The 15,722-nt window shown below is 57.1% G+C and carries 10 protein-coding genes and 1 tRNA gene; 6 read left to right on the forward strand and 5 right to left on the reverse strand.

The genetic code is table 11. The annotated features are described in order from the left end of the window. Positions 1 to 80: 80 nt before the first annotated feature. The 4 genes from AC2FH0_RS11260 to iolG form a co-directional block, all read right to left on the reverse strand. Complete coding sequence (locus AC2FH0_RS11260) at positions 81 to 902, reverse strand: ATP-binding cassette domain-containing protein (protein ID WP_142635708.1); 822 nt, start codon at positions 900 to 902, stop codon at positions 81 to 83. 1 nt (position 903) lies between these two features. After that, positions 904 to 2,010 carry an ABC transporter permease gene (locus AC2FH0_RS11265; RefSeq protein WP_142635706.1) on the reverse strand — a complete coding sequence of 369 codons (1,107 nt, stop codon included), beginning with the start codon at positions 2,008 to 2,010 and terminating at the stop codon, positions 904 to 906. A 68-nt stretch (positions 2,011 to 2,078) separates the two neighbouring features. Continuing rightward, complete coding sequence (locus AC2FH0_RS11270; protein ID WP_142635704.1) at positions 2,079 to 2,999, reverse strand: sugar ABC transporter substrate-binding protein; 921 nt, start codon at positions 2,997 to 2,999, stop codon at positions 2,079 to 2,081. A 117-nt stretch (positions 3,000 to 3,116) separates the two neighbouring features. Further along, the gene (gene iolG, locus AC2FH0_RS11275; RefSeq protein ID WP_496701661.1) at positions 3,117 to 4,130 is read right to left on the reverse strand and encodes an inositol 2-dehydrogenase; all 1,014 of its coding nucleotides are present in this window, start codon (positions 4,128 to 4,130) and stop codon (positions 3,117 to 3,119) included. Between the two features lie 365 nt (positions 4,131 to 4,495). Between iolG and AC2FH0_RS11280 the strand changes: the two genes are divergently transcribed. From AC2FH0_RS11280 to AC2FH0_RS11305, 6 genes are read left to right on the forward strand one after another with little or no spacing between them, the layout of a single operon-like run. Next, entirely contained in the window at positions 4,496 to 5,923 is a 1,428-nt protein-coding gene (locus AC2FH0_RS11280; RefSeq protein ID WP_281972479.1) for a tyrosinase family protein, read from the forward strand. Between the two features lie 6 nt (positions 5,924 to 5,929). Continuing rightward, positions 5,930 to 6,631: a copper chaperone gene (locus AC2FH0_RS11285; RefSeq protein ID WP_496789353.1), complete on the forward strand. Its 702-nt coding sequence runs from the start codon at positions 5,930 to 5,932 to the stop codon at positions 6,629 to 6,631. Then, positions 6,618 to 8,225, forward strand: coding sequence for a S8 family peptidase (locus AC2FH0_RS11290; protein WP_496789354.1), 1,608 nt, complete (start codon positions 6,618 to 6,620; stop codon positions 8,223 to 8,225). Before AC2FH0_RS11285 ends, AC2FH0_RS11290 begins: the two co-directional genes overlap by 14 nt. Positions 8,226 to 8,232: 7 nt before the next feature. Next, the gene (locus tag AC2FH0_RS11295; protein ID WP_496789355.1) at positions 8,233 to 10,041 is read left to right on the forward strand and encodes a S1 family peptidase; all 1,809 of its coding nucleotides are present in this window, start codon (positions 8,233 to 8,235) and stop codon (positions 10,039 to 10,041) included. Continuing rightward, complete coding sequence (locus tag AC2FH0_RS11300) at positions 10,038 to 13,160, forward strand: ATP-binding protein (RefSeq protein ID WP_496789356.1); 3,123 nt, start codon at positions 10,038 to 10,040, stop codon at positions 13,158 to 13,160. Before AC2FH0_RS11295 ends, AC2FH0_RS11300 begins: the two co-directional genes overlap by 4 nt. 51 nt (positions 13,161 to 13,211) lie before the next feature. Next, entirely contained in the window at positions 13,212 to 15,194 is a 1,983-nt protein-coding gene (locus tag AC2FH0_RS11305; protein ID WP_496789358.1) for a DNA/RNA non-specific endonuclease, read from the forward strand. 37 nt (positions 15,195 to 15,231) lie between these two features. On the opposite strand, the gene AC2FH0_RS11310 is transcribed toward AC2FH0_RS11305, so the two are convergent. Next, positions 15,232 to 15,309: transfer RNA gene (locus AC2FH0_RS11310), tRNA-Arg, on the reverse strand. Positions 15,310 to 15,722: the final 413 nt, after the last annotated feature.

Genomic DNA, 15,722 nt, shown 5'->3' on the forward strand with positions numbered 1-15,722 from the left:
GATACCTTTCAACACAAGGCCATCTCGGCCATTCCTGCAATTTCGAAATTAGCGGGCCTGTGGCCCAGACGGGGGAACGGTTAAACCGTTCCGCCCAAAGAGCCTTCCAGCTGGGCCATTTCCTGACCTCCGGCCATCAGGTCCTGCAATTCCTCGGGTGTGATCTCTCCACGTGTGGCCGTGCCCAGCGTCTTGCCACGATTGAGCACGGTAAAGCGATCACCCACTGCCAGCGCATGGCGCACGTTATGGCTGATAAACACCACACCCACGCCCTGATTACGCACCTTGTCGATGGTTGCCAAAACATTCGATGTCTGACGTACCCCAAGTGCCGACGTCGGCTCATCAAGGATCAAAACCTTGGCCCCGAAGTAAACCGCCCGGGCAATGGCAACCGTCTGACGCTCGCCCCCTGACAGGGTTCCAACGGCCTGATCCGGCCCGCGCAGATTGATACCCATCTTGCGCATCTCGGCCATACAGACCTCATTGGCCTGGTCGATATCGAACCGTTTCAGCAATCCCTTGCCCTTGGTCGGTTCGCGACCCATGAAGAAATTCCGCGTCACACTCATCAGCGGGATCATCGCCAGATCCTGAAACACGGTCGCAATGCCCGCCTCCATCGCATCGCGTGGCGTGTCAAATTGCAGCGGTTTGCCTTCGAAAAAGATCTCGCCCTTGGTGGGTTTGTGAACTCCGGACATGGTCTTGATGAAGGTCGACTTTCCGGCACCGTTGTCGCCCAGCAGGCAGTGGCATTCGCCAGGCCTGACGTCAAAGCTGACGCCTGCCAGGGCAATAATGTTACCAAAGTGCTTTTCGATATTCTTCATTTGCACGATCGGCGCAACATCCTTTACCGCATCCCCGTGATGGAACTTGCTGTCTTCAGTCATATCAGCGCTCCCCGGTTACGCGTTTGCGGATGGCGTTGTTGAACAATACCGCGATCAGAAGCATTGCGCCCAGGAACACCTGGAACCAGTCCTGATCGAAATCCGTGTAAGTCAGCCCGATGACCACCATGCCAAAGATGATCGCGCCAAAGAACGCCCCGATGGCCGATCCATAGCCACCGGTCAGCAGACAACCTCCGATCACCGCCGCAATGATGGCCTCAAACTCTTTCTGGAAGCCACGGCGCGCATCGGTCGATCCCGCGTCGATCACGGTGATGATTGCGACCAGCGCCGCACAGCAGGCGGTTAGCATGAACAAAGACACTTTGATACGGCTCACCGGCACACCAGAATTCGACGCCGCATTGCTGTCGCCACCGGCGGCAAAAATCCAGTTTCCAGCTGGGGTCCGCAGCAAAACATAGGTCGCCGCTAGGGCCAGAACGATAAACCACAGAATCTCGACCGGAATGCCCGGTACTTTCGGCGCCCCGTTTTTGAATGTATCGATCAATCCGTTTGCAGCCAGCCAGGCAAACAAACCGGCAAAAGCTTCGCCCGAGAAGAACGGGGCCAGCCAGTCGTTTTCGACTACATCGCGCACGCCACGCAGCTGGGTTGACCCGCCAGTGGCTGCTTTGAGACCCACCAGTGAGAGACCGCGCAGAATGAAAAGGAAAGCCAGAGTTACAATAAAAGAAGGTAGGCCCGACCGTATGACGATATTGCCGTTCACCGCCCCAACAAAGGCCGCAAAAACAAATGTCATCGGGATCGCAATGATCAGAGGTAACTGCCAAGTCACCACGCAGACACCAAAGAACAAGCCTGCAAAGGCAACCATCGAACCGATCGACAGGTCAAACTCACCCCCGATCATCAGCAGCGCCGCTCCGATAGCCAGGATACCCAGCTGTGCCGCAGGCGTCATAAAGTTCATAACTCCAGCCAGCGTGAACATGGAATCGTCTGCCGTGAGCGCGAAGAAAATGACCACCAGGACCACACCGGCCATGGCACCAAGCTCTGGACGTTTCATCAGCTTGGTCAGAAACGGTTCTTTCTTTACGCGTTCGTCCGTAGTGACGGGCGCTGACTCACTCATGTTTCCCTCCCAATTCGGTTGAAACGGCGCACCTGGCGCCGTTTCTGTTTTTCACTGTCCCAAACGGATCAGCGGATACCCTGTGCCGATAGGTCGATAACCTGGGCTGCCTTGTCCTGTGTGATCAGGTTCGGACCCGATGGCACGTTGCCACCTGGCATCAGACCGTATTTGGCATGCAGGCCCATGAAGTTCACAGACAGATAGCCCTGCAGATACTGCTGCTGGTCAATGGCAAATGCCGCATCTCCATCGGCGATGGACTGCAAGAAGTTCGCAGACAGGTCGAACGAGGCCACGTTCACATCACGGCCCGATGCTTTCACAGCCGCTACCGTGGGTTCACCAGCCGAACTTGCACCCAGCGCCATGACTGTGTCGACAGCGTCATTCGCGGCCAGAGCGGCCGAGACCTTCGCTTCGATTTCTGAAGGATCGTTCGAGGTCGGCAGAACTTCTACGCTGCCACCAAAGCCTTCGGCAAAACCGGCGCAACGCAGGTCAAGCGCCACGTTTCCGACTTCGTGGTTCACACAGATCGCATTCGCGCCACCCATCGAAGCCAGCTTTTCGCCTGCGGCCTTGCCCGCATCAAACTCGTCCTGACCGACATGCAGCAATGCGCCCAGCTGTTTGGACACGTCCGAACCCGAGTTGATCGAGATCACTGGAATTCCGGCAGCAACAGCACGTTCGATTGACGGGCCAAGCGCATCGGCATCCGGGATCGAGACAATCAACCCGTCCGGTTCCTGGTTCACGGCGGCGTCGATCAGCTGTGACATCGCAACCATGTCAAAGGTCTCGGGTGCGCGGTATTCCACGTTCACGCCGACATCCTTGCCCGCTTGCTCAACGCCGTTTTTCACGACGTTCCAGAAGGCGTCATTGGCCTGACCATGAGACACAACGACGATCTCCTGCGCGAATGCAGGCGTGGCCATCGCCAGTGCACCAGCTGCCAGTGCGCCTTTAAAGAAATTATTCATATGGTTTCTCCTCCCGTTTGAACAGTGTGTTGGGGTCTTGGCCCCAATCTTCCGATTAAACCGAATCTTCTTCGCCCCGATCCGGGGCGAAGCTGCCCCAAGTTTCCGCATATCCGATCATTTTGCAACCGGTTTCAAAACTTTGGCCAAAACCATCGACTGTCCGGACTGCGCAGAACGGGTTGCGGCCTCGGCCATAGCAAGCGCGGCTACACCGTCGTCCAGAGTTACAGGCACCCCTGATCCAGAATTTACTGACCTAACGAATGCATCCCATTCTGCGCGATAGGCAGACATGTAGCGTTCAAGGAAAAAGTAAGTCGGCTTGGCACCGGTCACGCCATTCGAAGTTGACTTAACTACTGAGTTTTCAAGGATATTTTGCGCCTGAAGCATCCCTTCTGATCCCAGCAGTTCAACCCTCTGATCATACCCATAGGCCGCACGCCGAGAGTTTTTGATCACAGCGATCCGGCCATCTGCATAAGTCATTGTCACGACCGCCGTGTCCACATCACCTACGGCACCGATTTCGGGGTCAACAACCGATGTGCCCACTGCCGAGATTACTTCCGGCAGGTCACCCATCAGGAAGTTCGCCATGTCGAAATCATGAATCATCATGTCCCGAAACAGCCCTCCTGATACTTTGACATAGCTCACCGGTGGCGGCGCGGGGTCGAAAGATGTAATGGACAACAACTCGGCCTTGCCGACCTCACCAGCCTCAAATGCAGCCTTCAAAGCAGAAAAATTCGGGTCGAATCGACGATTGAAACCGACCATGACGGGCTGGCCGGTGGCTTTTGCAACGGATTGACAGGCGACAGCCCTCTCAAGGCTCAAATCAACCGGCTTCTCGCACAATACCGCTTTCCCGGCTTGGGTGGCCGCTTCGATCAGGTCGGAATGCGTATCCGTCGGCGTGGCGATCAGCACTGCATTTATCGAAGGATCGGAAATAATCTCTTGTGACTGTCGCGCACTGGCCCCGAATTCCTCAGCCAAACGCGCCGAAGCTTCGGGCAGTGCATCAGACACCGCACTCAGTTCACTGTAAGGATGCGCCGCAATAGCCTGCGCGTGAACACGCCCAATGCGCCCAGCCCCCAGCAATCCTACTTTTAGCATCCCGCGCCCCCGAATCCCTTTTTTCGACACCACAATGATTCTCTTTGCAACCGGTTGCAAGAATTATTTCACTGTTACTCGAATTCACCCTTGTTTTCGGGTACTCGGCATGTGTGCCCACTGCAGCTGCGGCCGTCCAATTCACAAATATACAGTAACTGGCGCCTCTGACTCAGAACGCAAGCGAAAGGCCGCGCGTCACCCTGAATTCATCTTATTTGGGAAACGCACATTGGCACACTCAACACCTGTCCAGGCCTACCCTGCTATGGCTTGGATTCATTTTGGTTAACATAAAACCACGCAAGTGTTACACTCGACGCATTATTAGATTCCAAGATTTATTTGCAGTTTGAGGTATTGTTATGGCCACAAGAATCCGCAAAAACGTTTGGACCCTGCCAGCCAACGACGAAACTCTAATCTGGTATGAGCGTGCTGTCGAAGCTCTCTGGGACCGAGATCTGGAAGACCCGACATCGTGGTTTTTCATGGGCGCAGTTCATGGGCAGCCGCAGAATTTTCCGAACATTCCCGGTTCCGGACAATTCTGGAACCAATGCCAGCACCAAAGCTGGTTCTTCCTGCCCTGGCACCGCGGATATATCACCGCATTTGAGGCCGTCGTCGGCAAAGCCGTCGCCGATCTGGGCGGGCCGCAGGATTGGGCGCTGCCTTATTGGGACTATTCCCAACCCCTGTCAGAAAACCCGAATGCGCGCCGCCTTCCTGTGGCGTTCCGTGAGCCGACCAAGTCAGACGGCACGCGCAACTTCCTGTTTTCCCGCCGACGTGTAGTGGTGAATGGAGATTTCGGATTTCCGGACGACGTGGTGTCGTTGGATGCGTTGGATCATGAAGATTTCACCAATGATACGCCCGGATTCTCATCAGGGTTTGGTGGCCCGCAAACCGGGTTTCACCCCGGCGGTGGGGACAATGGCGCATTGGAAAGCACGCCCCATAACGATATACACGTTTGGATTGGGGGCTCTGGCGGTTTTATGGCAAATCCGGCCACTGCGGCCTTTGATCCGATTTTCTGGCTGCACCATTGCAACATTGATCGGCTATGGGAAGTCTGGCGCAACGCCGACCCGAGCCATGTCGCCCCACCCTCGCCACTGTGGCGCACTGGCCAGACATTCTCGATGCATGATGGCGATGGCGCGGCATTCACCTTCAACAGCGAAGAAATGCTGGACAGCACAAGCGTCCTGCACGGGTTTCAATATGACGGCGTTCCACCCGCAGTAGAACCCGCCATTCCAGCAGAGGAGTTCGTCATGGCAGGCAAGGAACCCGAGCTTGCTGGCGCAAGCGAAGCTCCGGTCAAGTTGCGTGGTGCAATGACCACTGCTGGCGTAAAGCTCGACACTTCAGTCGCGCTGATTTCCGGCGCCGAGGCCCCCGGCACCACCCGGCGCGTTCACCTGCATCTTGAGGGGATCAAGGGCCGTGGCATGCCCGGATCTTACCGCGTCATGCTGGATCTTCCGGATGACGCTTTGCCGCCAGCGATTATTGGCACCTTGTCGCCGTTCGGCCTTGAACAGGCAAGCAACCCGGACGGTCCACATGGCGGCAACGGCCTTGCGGTGACTTACGAGATCACAAAGCTGGCCTTTGCACTGGGGCTGAGCCAAGGCGACGCCAACAGGTTGCAAATCCGGTTTCAACGGATGTTTGATGACAGCGAGGCCTTTGGCCAAGTACCAGGGTTGGAACAGATCGCCCCAACAGAACAGCAGCCAGACATTGAGATCGGCCGCATAAACCTTTATTTCGACTGATCGCCCATGGCGTCGGCTACCGGAATAGATCGCCCTCGCCTGTTTGGACGGGCCGATATCGAAATACGCACGACACTTGGCGTGGCCGCGCTTGCATGGCTTTGGCTTGCTTTGGTGCCCGCGCCCTCATTGCATTGGCCAGCGATGGTTCTGGCGATGATGCTTCCAACGCTTGTTCCGCAGATCGCACATGTCCGCGCGCGCAGCTTCGCAGATCGAAGATCACGCTCGGCACTTCTGTTTGTTCTGCCATATCTGTTGGCCTGGCTGGTCGCAGGCGCGCTTGCTGCGTTTCTTCTGGCGCCGGTTCTGCACCAAACCGTGTTTGCGCCGTTGGCTTGCCTGTGCGCCGCAGCATGGCAGTTTAGCCCGCAAAAACGCAGCGCATTAAGGAAATGCCACAGCCGTCCGGTCCTAGCCGCCTTTGGTCCAAGTGCCGACCGCGATGTGCTGATCTTTGGGCTGACCTATGCGCGCGATTGCATCACCTCTTGCTTGCCGATGATGCTTGTCATGCTAGGGACCCATGACTTTGCCGTCATGATCTTTTTGACTGTGATCATCCTGTCGGAGCGCGCCGTTCTTCGCCCCGACCCCCGCGCCAGCGCATTCACCCTGTTGCTGACCGCGCTTGCGCTTACGGCGTTGGCCCATGCGCCCCATCATCTTTTGCTTTTGTATAAGGATATTTGCCATGCAGGAATATGACACCCTAACAAGGTCCGATGTCTCGCTCGACGGCGATCCGCTAGTCATTGAAGTGGTCTCGGATACACCGCAATCCTTGTCGGCAATTCAAGAACGTGTGGGTAGTGCACTTCCTGATGTTGCCACCAGTACCCAAGCGGTCTTTGACGCAGATGCGGATCGATTTTTCTTTGTTGAATTCCCCGAGATCGATCCAAAAGGCCAAGAGCGTGAGGTTTTTGCATTTGGCCGTGCCCTCCGTATGGCGCTGGACGTAGCCGAGGCCAACCCGGTCTTGCCAGACAGCCTGTACGGGGCTGCACATGTGGGTACGGAGAGCTTTCTCAGTTTCTGCGAAACCAAGCGTGACAACTCTCGGCCCTATGGCTGGCACCACAAACGGATCAAGACACCGCTGGCCTGGCAGCACACCCGGGGTCAGGGCAGCAAGGTCGCGGTGATCGACACGGGCTATTCCGACCATAGCGAACTGGCGGGCGTGATCGAAACCAACGGCATGTGGAATTTTGTCGAAGGGAACGGGGATGCGCGTGACCGGTTTTCAGGCGGCGTCCTTAAACATCCCGGTCATGGCACGCTTGTCACCTCGGTCGTCGGATCGCGGGGCGGGGCCGATATGAATGGCGATACCACCTCGCCGGGGGCGATAACCGGTACGGCCCCTGCGGCCAAGGTTCTGCCAATCCGGGCGATCAAATCGGTGATCGACATGACCCAGCTGCGTATTCCTGCGGCAATCTCTCATGCGGTCAGCCAAAACGCCGATGTCATCGTGATGGCGCTTGGCGGGCCGGTACGGGTCTCTTCGACGGAACAGGCGTTGCGCAATGCGGTACAGGCCGGATTGGTCATCGTCTGCGCCGCGGGCAACTGCTATCCGAACGTGGTCTTTCCCGCCGCCTATGCATCACTGGAAATCTGCACAGCTGTCGCTGCACTGCAGCCCGACAGACGCCCCTGGCGCAAAACTGGGCGTGGCCCCGAGGTCAGCTTTTCGGCCTATGGCGAAAACGTGTGGGGCGCGGCCAAGAACAAGGCGACCGACCCAAACTCGGGTATCCGCGCCAGCCAGGGTACCACGCTTGCCACCTCAATGACTGGAGGCGTTGCAGCGCTGTGGGTCGCACATCACGGCGGTCGGGCGGCGCTGTTGCAAAAGGCCCAGAATGCTGGGACCACCGTTCAGGCGATGTGGTTGCACTGTGCCAAACACGGGATAAACAAGCCAGCCGTCTGGAACGGGGCCACCGATCTTGGCGCGGGCATCATCAACGCTCAGGCGGTCTTGGACGCGCCGCTTCCCACAGGCGCCGAAAGCCCGGCGGCACCCGATCCGAATGCGACCCCAACATTGAACATTCTGGTCTCGCATCTTGCGGGAACAGACAGCACCGCCGCCGGAGAGGTTACCCCTGACATGGCCGATTACGCCAATGAGATCATCTGGCTCAGCTATCGCCGTGGGGCCCGCAAACGCATCGCCGAAAGCGATGGTGGGGCCGAGGCCATGGTTGGCGAAGACGCCCCGACCTCGGGTCTGGACACCGCATTGTCGGACAAACCGGCCCTCAGCGCCTATTTGGGCATCGGATAAGCCACGGATGGTGAACGCAGCGCATATCCGGATTGCGATCCGAAAGCATGAGCCGATTGTGCGTCATGCTTTGACCGCGCTGTTTCCCGACCCTGATGACCCCGTGAACTATGAGGCCGTCGAAGAAAGTGTAGACGAAGATATCGGAGAAACGCTTGCTGATGTCTTGCTGGAAATTCTGGTCGACGCTGCGAAGGTCAAGCAGTTCCTCAACTTTCTGCGCGCGCGCGGCGCCGACCCTGTGCCGCGCGACCGTAACCTGATTTTTGCCGAAAACATCGCTCGGTTTGACGGCACCTTGATCGGCACACCGGCAAATAATTCGTTCGACTTTGCCGCATTGGGCGATTTTGCCCCGCGCGCGGAAAGCTTTCGCTGTCAGATCTGGATCAACAACACATTCGAAGGATCCGGCGCGTTTGTTGCCCCCAATCTGGTGCTGACTGCAGCCCATGTTCTGGACCCGCTAAACTCCGTGCCCGCCGGGGTCGACCCTCGGCTTGAAATACTTGCCTCGGACGAAAAGCGGTACCGGGCAAAATGCGTAAAGCTCTGGCCCTATCACGACAGTGAAAAGGCCGGGAACCTGCCACCGGGCGATGAGGTGGATATCGCGCTGCTGCGGATATTCCTGCCGCTGGGGCATACCTATGGCAGTGTCGATGTGACCGGCGACCCCCCCGATTTTGAGGGTGCAGACCTGTTCACATTGGTCCACTACCCCGAAGGTGTCACCAAGGGGTTCATGCCCGGCAAAGTGCACCGAGAACCTGGCGCCAAGCGGTTCCCTCATGACATCGACACATCCGGCGGGTCATCGGGTGGCCCCGGTTTTGACAGCCAGTTCAGGTTTTTGGGCATCCACCAGGGCAAATGGGAGACAACGAAACGGCTTGTCCCTTTCGAGCAGTTCCACGATGACCCCGACTTCCAAGATCTGATCAGCAAGAACTCGAAACAGCGGGACATGTGGTCGCTGAGCCGCGACATTGACGGGACCATCATCATCGGCCGCAACCAATTCGTATCCGGGCTTGCCCATATGCTGGATCATCCCAAATCCAAACTGCGTGGGATCTGGATCAGGCGCGAGGATACGACGTCTATTCGTGGTCTCGGATTCAGCTATGACATGCTGGAATCCTATCTGCTGATGCAAGAAGCACCTAACGCCGCGCCGCAACATCGTTGCATCCGATTGGGGCCGACCCTGAATACGGACGATTTGCTTGCTGATCTTGCCGAGAAGGCCAACGGGACCGTCGCCTCGCCAGACGCTGCTGCTGGAACAACCGCCGCCCAGACTACCGATGTTGCATTCGAAGGCAGCCGCGCGGAGACCCTGATTGCTGACATGGATCAGGCCGCCAAAACCGCAGGGCAAACATGGTGGATCTATTTCGACAACCCGCCCGAAGGGCTCTCACCACGTGCCCAGGTACAGTTCGAGCATATCGCCAAATGCTTGCCCACATCCGAGAATCTGCGCCTGATCCTCGCAGGCTATGAGACCTATCGCCTGTCGCCCCTGCGTTTTGCCAATGTCGGCGCTGTCGACGGCGCGCAGCGCAGCGGCCTATTGGTGGAAGAGCTGGGACCATTCACACGTAGCGATGTTGAGGCTACAATTAACAGCATGATCACTTCGCTTGACCCGGCAAAAGAGCTGACACCGGCTGCTCGACGGGCAATGGTGGACTCTGCTCTGGCCGGGTTGAGCCCTGACAACACAGGTGAATTCGATGGCGAACATCTGGAAACCGTTGTCACCCGTGTTCGCCAAGAGGCCAAACGCTTTCTGGAGATAGAAGGATGAACGAGGAGCAGGAAGAACTCCGTTCGCGCCTGCTGCGCGCCGCCGCCCTTCGCGGGGCATTTGAACCACGGCAGCTTATGCGCGAGGTGCTGAGCGAGGATGAATACCGCAACCGCGTGCTGCGGGCGCGGCTGATGTCATCCCTTCGTGAGCTGAGCCATGTTGATAAGTCGGGCGACTCGACCAAATGGATTCTCCGCCTGACCGCCCGACATCGCGAATTGTCTGAGATGGAAGAGTTCGACTCGGCCACCACGCAGTCCGAGATCGTGCAGGCCCTGTCGGGCCAAGAGGGGTTCGCACCGGGCGCTCTGGATCACCTTATCGAGGCGGAAACAGATGAACAAAACCTGTCGCAGCACCTTGTCACGTTAGAGCGTGCAGGCCAAAAAGCGCCGGGATATGACCGTCTGTTCAGGCTGCGCAGCCGATTGAACCTGCTCAGACGCGAGCGCCGGTCAAAAGAGCGCCTGGGCGAAAAATTCGTGGGGCGTGTCAGCGAAATCGACAAGATTCAACGCTGGATCGACCACCCTATGCGCTCGGCCCCTTTGAAAACCTTGCATATCGAAGGTCAGTACGGGATCGGAAAATCCTACCTGCTGGAACGCATCATCCAGATTACAAGCGAACGCGAAGACGTCATCCTGATCCGACTGGATTTCGATCAGCCCTCATTGCAGACCGGTCCAATCTTTGAAGAGATCTCACGTCAGATCGGTACGGCAATACCCCAAGCGGCCCCCGAACTCCGCAAATTGCGGCTGCGCTATTCCGAACAGGTCACCCGAGAGATCTACGAAAGCTCGGACCTTACACCGCGTCAGTTGATCCTGGCGATGACCAACGCGGTGGCTGATGCCCGCCTGCGCCTTGTCATTCTGCTGGATACGCTCGAAGTACTGCATGGTCAGGGCGCGACCTTCGTGAATAACCTCATGAACGATCTGGATCGCTTTGTCGAAAAGGAACAGATCGAAGTATCGATCATCTCAGCCGGTCGCGGGCCGATTTTCGGCGAAGATCACCCAAGACGGGGCGAATACATCAAGCTCGACCAGATCGAAGACGAATTGGTCAATCAAACGCTGGATGAGGCCGGAATCCCCGAGGAATTCCGCGATCAGATCATTTTGCGCTGTCAGGGCAATCCGTTGAAATTGCGGCTGTTGATTGACGAGGTGCAGACCGAGGGCCGATTGGCCGAAGTCACCGAAGACGAGAATGACCCGATTGCTGCGGGCATCGTGAACCGGGCCATCACATCGCGCCTGCCCGTGCACCTGCGTGGCATAGCCAATTACGGCATGGTTCTAAGCGAGATAAACGCCGACAACCTGAACGGCATCGTTGCACCGGCGCTTGGGCTGGGTGACCTCAGCAGCGAAGCAGGCACAATCGTCGCGGATCTTGGCCTGCAATCCTGGCTGATGGACGCCGCCACTGATGGTCAACTGACCCATAAGGCCGACATGCGGCGGGACCTGCTAGAACCCACCTATAACCAAAGCCCCGTCGAAACCGCAGAGGTAAACCGTGCAGCTTGTGACTATTACGCTGACCGCGATCCGCTGTTGTTCCTTTATCATTCGCTTCAGCTTATGCGCGTCGGAGAAGCCCCTCCAAGCATCAATCCCTCACTGGCTGAACGCTTCCCCGAACAGCTGTTGAAAGAGCTGCCAATCGACGCGCAGGACCTGATCCGTCAAGCTCGCGGCCAGCGCTCGGCCCCGGTGCAAGAAACCAAACAACGGGAATACGGCGCCACTGGGCTGGACAGCAGTTCTGAACTTCCCCCCGAAGACCTTGTACAGGTTGAGTCCAAGGCCGCGACGGCACGAGCACGGATCGTCAAAGGTCGCGGTTATGTGGCCGCACCAGATAGTCGCGCAGTCAAAGACCTGCGAGCGATGTTGGAGCAGGGCCAGCGCCGCGAGGCAACACATATCATACGCGAAGGATTGAAAGGCGCCTATGATCCAGCAAGCGAAGTTGGCATCCTGATCCTGTGCCACAACTGGCAGAGCGGTCATTGGTCCATGGCGCGAAGCCTATTCAATTTGTTGCCAGCAGATACCTTGCTGAGAGAGGCACAACAAAGGCCCGAACTGGAAGGCCGGATGCTCCTAGAGATTTATGCCGAGTTTGAATTCGAAGAGCTCGTTAACCGACTCCGCGATAAGGACTTTCGCGACATAGCTCTTCGCGTCGTGAACAGCTCGTCTCGAATTGGAATGCAGTCAGCAGCGCTTGAATTCGCTCTTCTGGCAACGGGTATGAGCTTTGAGGGTGATCATGAGGTTCTGGGCCTGATCGCCCCCTATCTGGATCACGGCCCACGCGAGCTGACCTATGAAAGGCTCCGCTATGCGGCGGGTATCCGTCAGGAGTTCGGGCTGGAATATTCAGAGCCGGACATGCCCGACCCTGCTTTACCTACGGATGATTACGGGCTCGCGTTGGCCCCATTGAATCCCTATTTCGACCGGATGCTGGCGCTTGTGGAAGAGTTTCAAGCAAGTGGCCGAGGTCGTGTTCTGCGCGATTTGTCAAACCTTGCCACCGGCCTTTATGAAGCGGCTGACATCTTTGCCCCGGGTTTACAGGGGATCAACAATGCGATGTCCCAGCTGTCAGAGCGTCCAACGGATGTGATTTCGCTATTGCGCGCGATGGGCCTTACCGCTGATTGGGCCGAGGGGTACAGTTTTTACCACCCGATCCCTGACTTGCCAACGCTCGCACGCGCGGCAAGACGTTGGCAGCAAGTCATCGGCGGCTATTGGGCCTTCCCCTCACCACCGCCGCCAGAATGGAATTCCACACGGAAATGGAGCGACCTGACATCAAGTCGAACCTTCGATCTTTTGGAACGCGGCAGTCATGGTCTGGCAGACCGAGTTCTAAACTTTTGGGCGGATCCTTTGAACGAAGGGCGCGGTAAGTCCACTCAAACCCTGCAACGCCGCCTTGCACCTGTTGCTCGGGGGCTCACCCATGGTTCAGGAACAGAGGAAATCCTTGGTTGGCTTACCAAAAGCCGGGCGCCCGTGGTGTTTCATCCGGCACTGACCATGTTTGCCGAAACAGGGCGGGGGCCAAAATACCTCGATCCCTAGAGGCAGATCGACTGAGTTTGAAAACTTCATATTAGCTGAGGAACCAATGCCATGAGCGATTTCGAAAAGGAAACATTCAGCCGGCTAGAAGGCCTTGGAAATGCCGGAACAATCGACAAGGCGCGTGAGGCTCTGGATACCAGTCCGGGCATTCTTGGTGAAATGGGCCTGACACCGGATCGTGCCCGTGAATTGATGGGCGCGCAGATGAATAAGCTGGAAAGCTTTGGCTCTACGCCCTCGCAACTTGAAGCCATCGTGCGCGCGGTCGGACGCCCGCCCCTGATCGTGCGCGGCGGTAAGGTTGAAGGCAAACAAACACTTTCGTCCGACTTTCCGCCAGATATCGATATTCGTATCGGCAAGGCCGAAGACAATATCGCCTCGGTCGGGCGTATCGAGTTTATCAATCATGACTTTAGCTGGGGTGGCACTGGCTGGGTGATCGAAAAGAAGGACGACCATCTGCTGATCATCACCAATCGCCATGTTGCCAAGCTGGTCGCGCGGCGCAGTTTCCTGGGCGATGGTGTCTTCATGTTTGCCCCCGGCAATGCCCGCTATGGCGCCCGGATAGATTTCCTGGAAGAGGTCGGCGCGGCACAAGACCCCGAACGGCTTTTCGACATTCGCAAGTTCACCTATATCGCCGAAGATGCGGCCGCAGATATCGCGCTTGGAAAGATCGACCTGCCAGCGGATACAGCTATTTTCACGCCCGCGCCGATCCCGCGCGCCAATACAGACGCCCAGCACGGCGAATGCGTCGCGGTGATCGGGTATCCCGCCAAGGATTCCCTGCGCAATGACCCCACGCAGATGTCCAACTATTTCAACGACCTGTATGACGTGAAACGCTTTTCGCCCGGATTTCTCATCGAAGACGGCGGCGTGACGATCCTGCGCCATGACTGCACGACTTTGGGCGGCAATTCGGGCTCGCCTGTGATCTCGTTGGACAGCGGCAAAGCGGTTGGTCTGCATTATGCAGGTACCTTCGGCGTCGGAAACTCGGCGGTCAGGATCAGCACGGTCAACGCATTGTTGGACGGGGCGGTGCCGACCTCGATCCCCGGAACTGAAATCGTCCGGCCAGAACGACCTGACGGAAACCATGACGCAGACCATTTTGAACCGCGCGACGGGTACAACCCGGACTTCCTTCAAGTGGCAGAGGTCCCTCTGCCGGTGGTACCGAATGCGTTTGGGCTTGCCACTCCGTCGGATGCGACCCCGGAACGCCCCAACGAATTGCGCTATCAGAATTTCGGCATTCTCTATTCTGCGACTTTCAAAACACCGATCATTGCCGCGCTAAATATCGATGGTGCCAAGACCCGACCGCAAAAACGAGGTAGCGACAAGTGGTTCGCTGACCTGCGCATCCCAGCAAATGTCCAACTCGGCAAAGAGGATTATGATCACGCGGATATTGACCGGGGCCACCTGGTTCGCCGTGCGGCGACAAATTGGGGTGTCGATGATGCACAGGCCAAACAGGCCAATGATGACAGCTTTCACTATACCGCTGCTGCCCCGCAGCACCGGGCCTTTAACCGGAGCCACGCGCAATGGTTGGGTCTTGAGAACTTTATCATGACAAATGTGCGCACACATGGATTCAAGGCCTGTGTGTTCACCGGACCAATCCTGACCGGTGACGAGCCGATGTTGAAAGATACCGGATCGCCGGTACCCCTGAAGTTCTTCAAGCTTGTGACCATGCTGGCCGAAGAGGATGGCAGCGAAGGCATTCTTCGCCTTCATTCCACCGCCTATGTACTCAGCCAGGTTGAGGTCATCCAACAGATGCTCTCGAACCAGGGGAGCGTGGAATCTGTCGGTGGATTTGAGTTTGGTGCCTATAAGACATTCCAGATCCGCGTCCGGGATTTGGAAAAATTAACCGGGCTGAACTTTGGCCCCCTTAGCGACGCCGACCCATTGGCGCAGCGTCTGACCGATGCAGAAAGCCTGGCGGGACAACCACGTCCGATCGTCACAGTCGAGAGCTTTGCCAACGTCGTAATCTGAGGGTGGCGGATGAATACTCAATTAGGAATTGTGCATTTGGCGAGCCGTGGAGGACTCGAACCCCCGACCTGAGAATTAGAAGTTCCCTGCTCTAATCCAGCTGAGCTAACGGCCCGCTCATATTCTGGCTGTATCAGCCAAATCCCTCGCCTTGTCAACTTGATGGAGAGATGAGGTTTTGGGGCAAAAAACCTCTCTGATTTCAGCATTATCTCTGACCGGAGCAAGCTTATACAGGTACCTTGATTGCTGGGTGAACTGCACCTCGAAGCCATGCCTCAAAAGGCCCTAACCGAGTCGAACTTACCAGACTAATTCAGGCCGCTTATGCAGCCTGTCACGATGACGGAATACATCGGCAAACTGGGATGCCGCCACCTGCATCACTGCAATTTGATATTGCGCCGCGCAGTGGCAGACCTGTTTGATCAGATCTTCCGCAGATCCCAGCTGATTGCGGTGGCCGGAATTGTTAATAGCACCGCACACATGCCCAGACCCGTCATTGGGGGGTACGGTGATCCAGTT

It is taken from the genome of Ruegeria sp. CDSC051 (assembly GCF_059610665.1).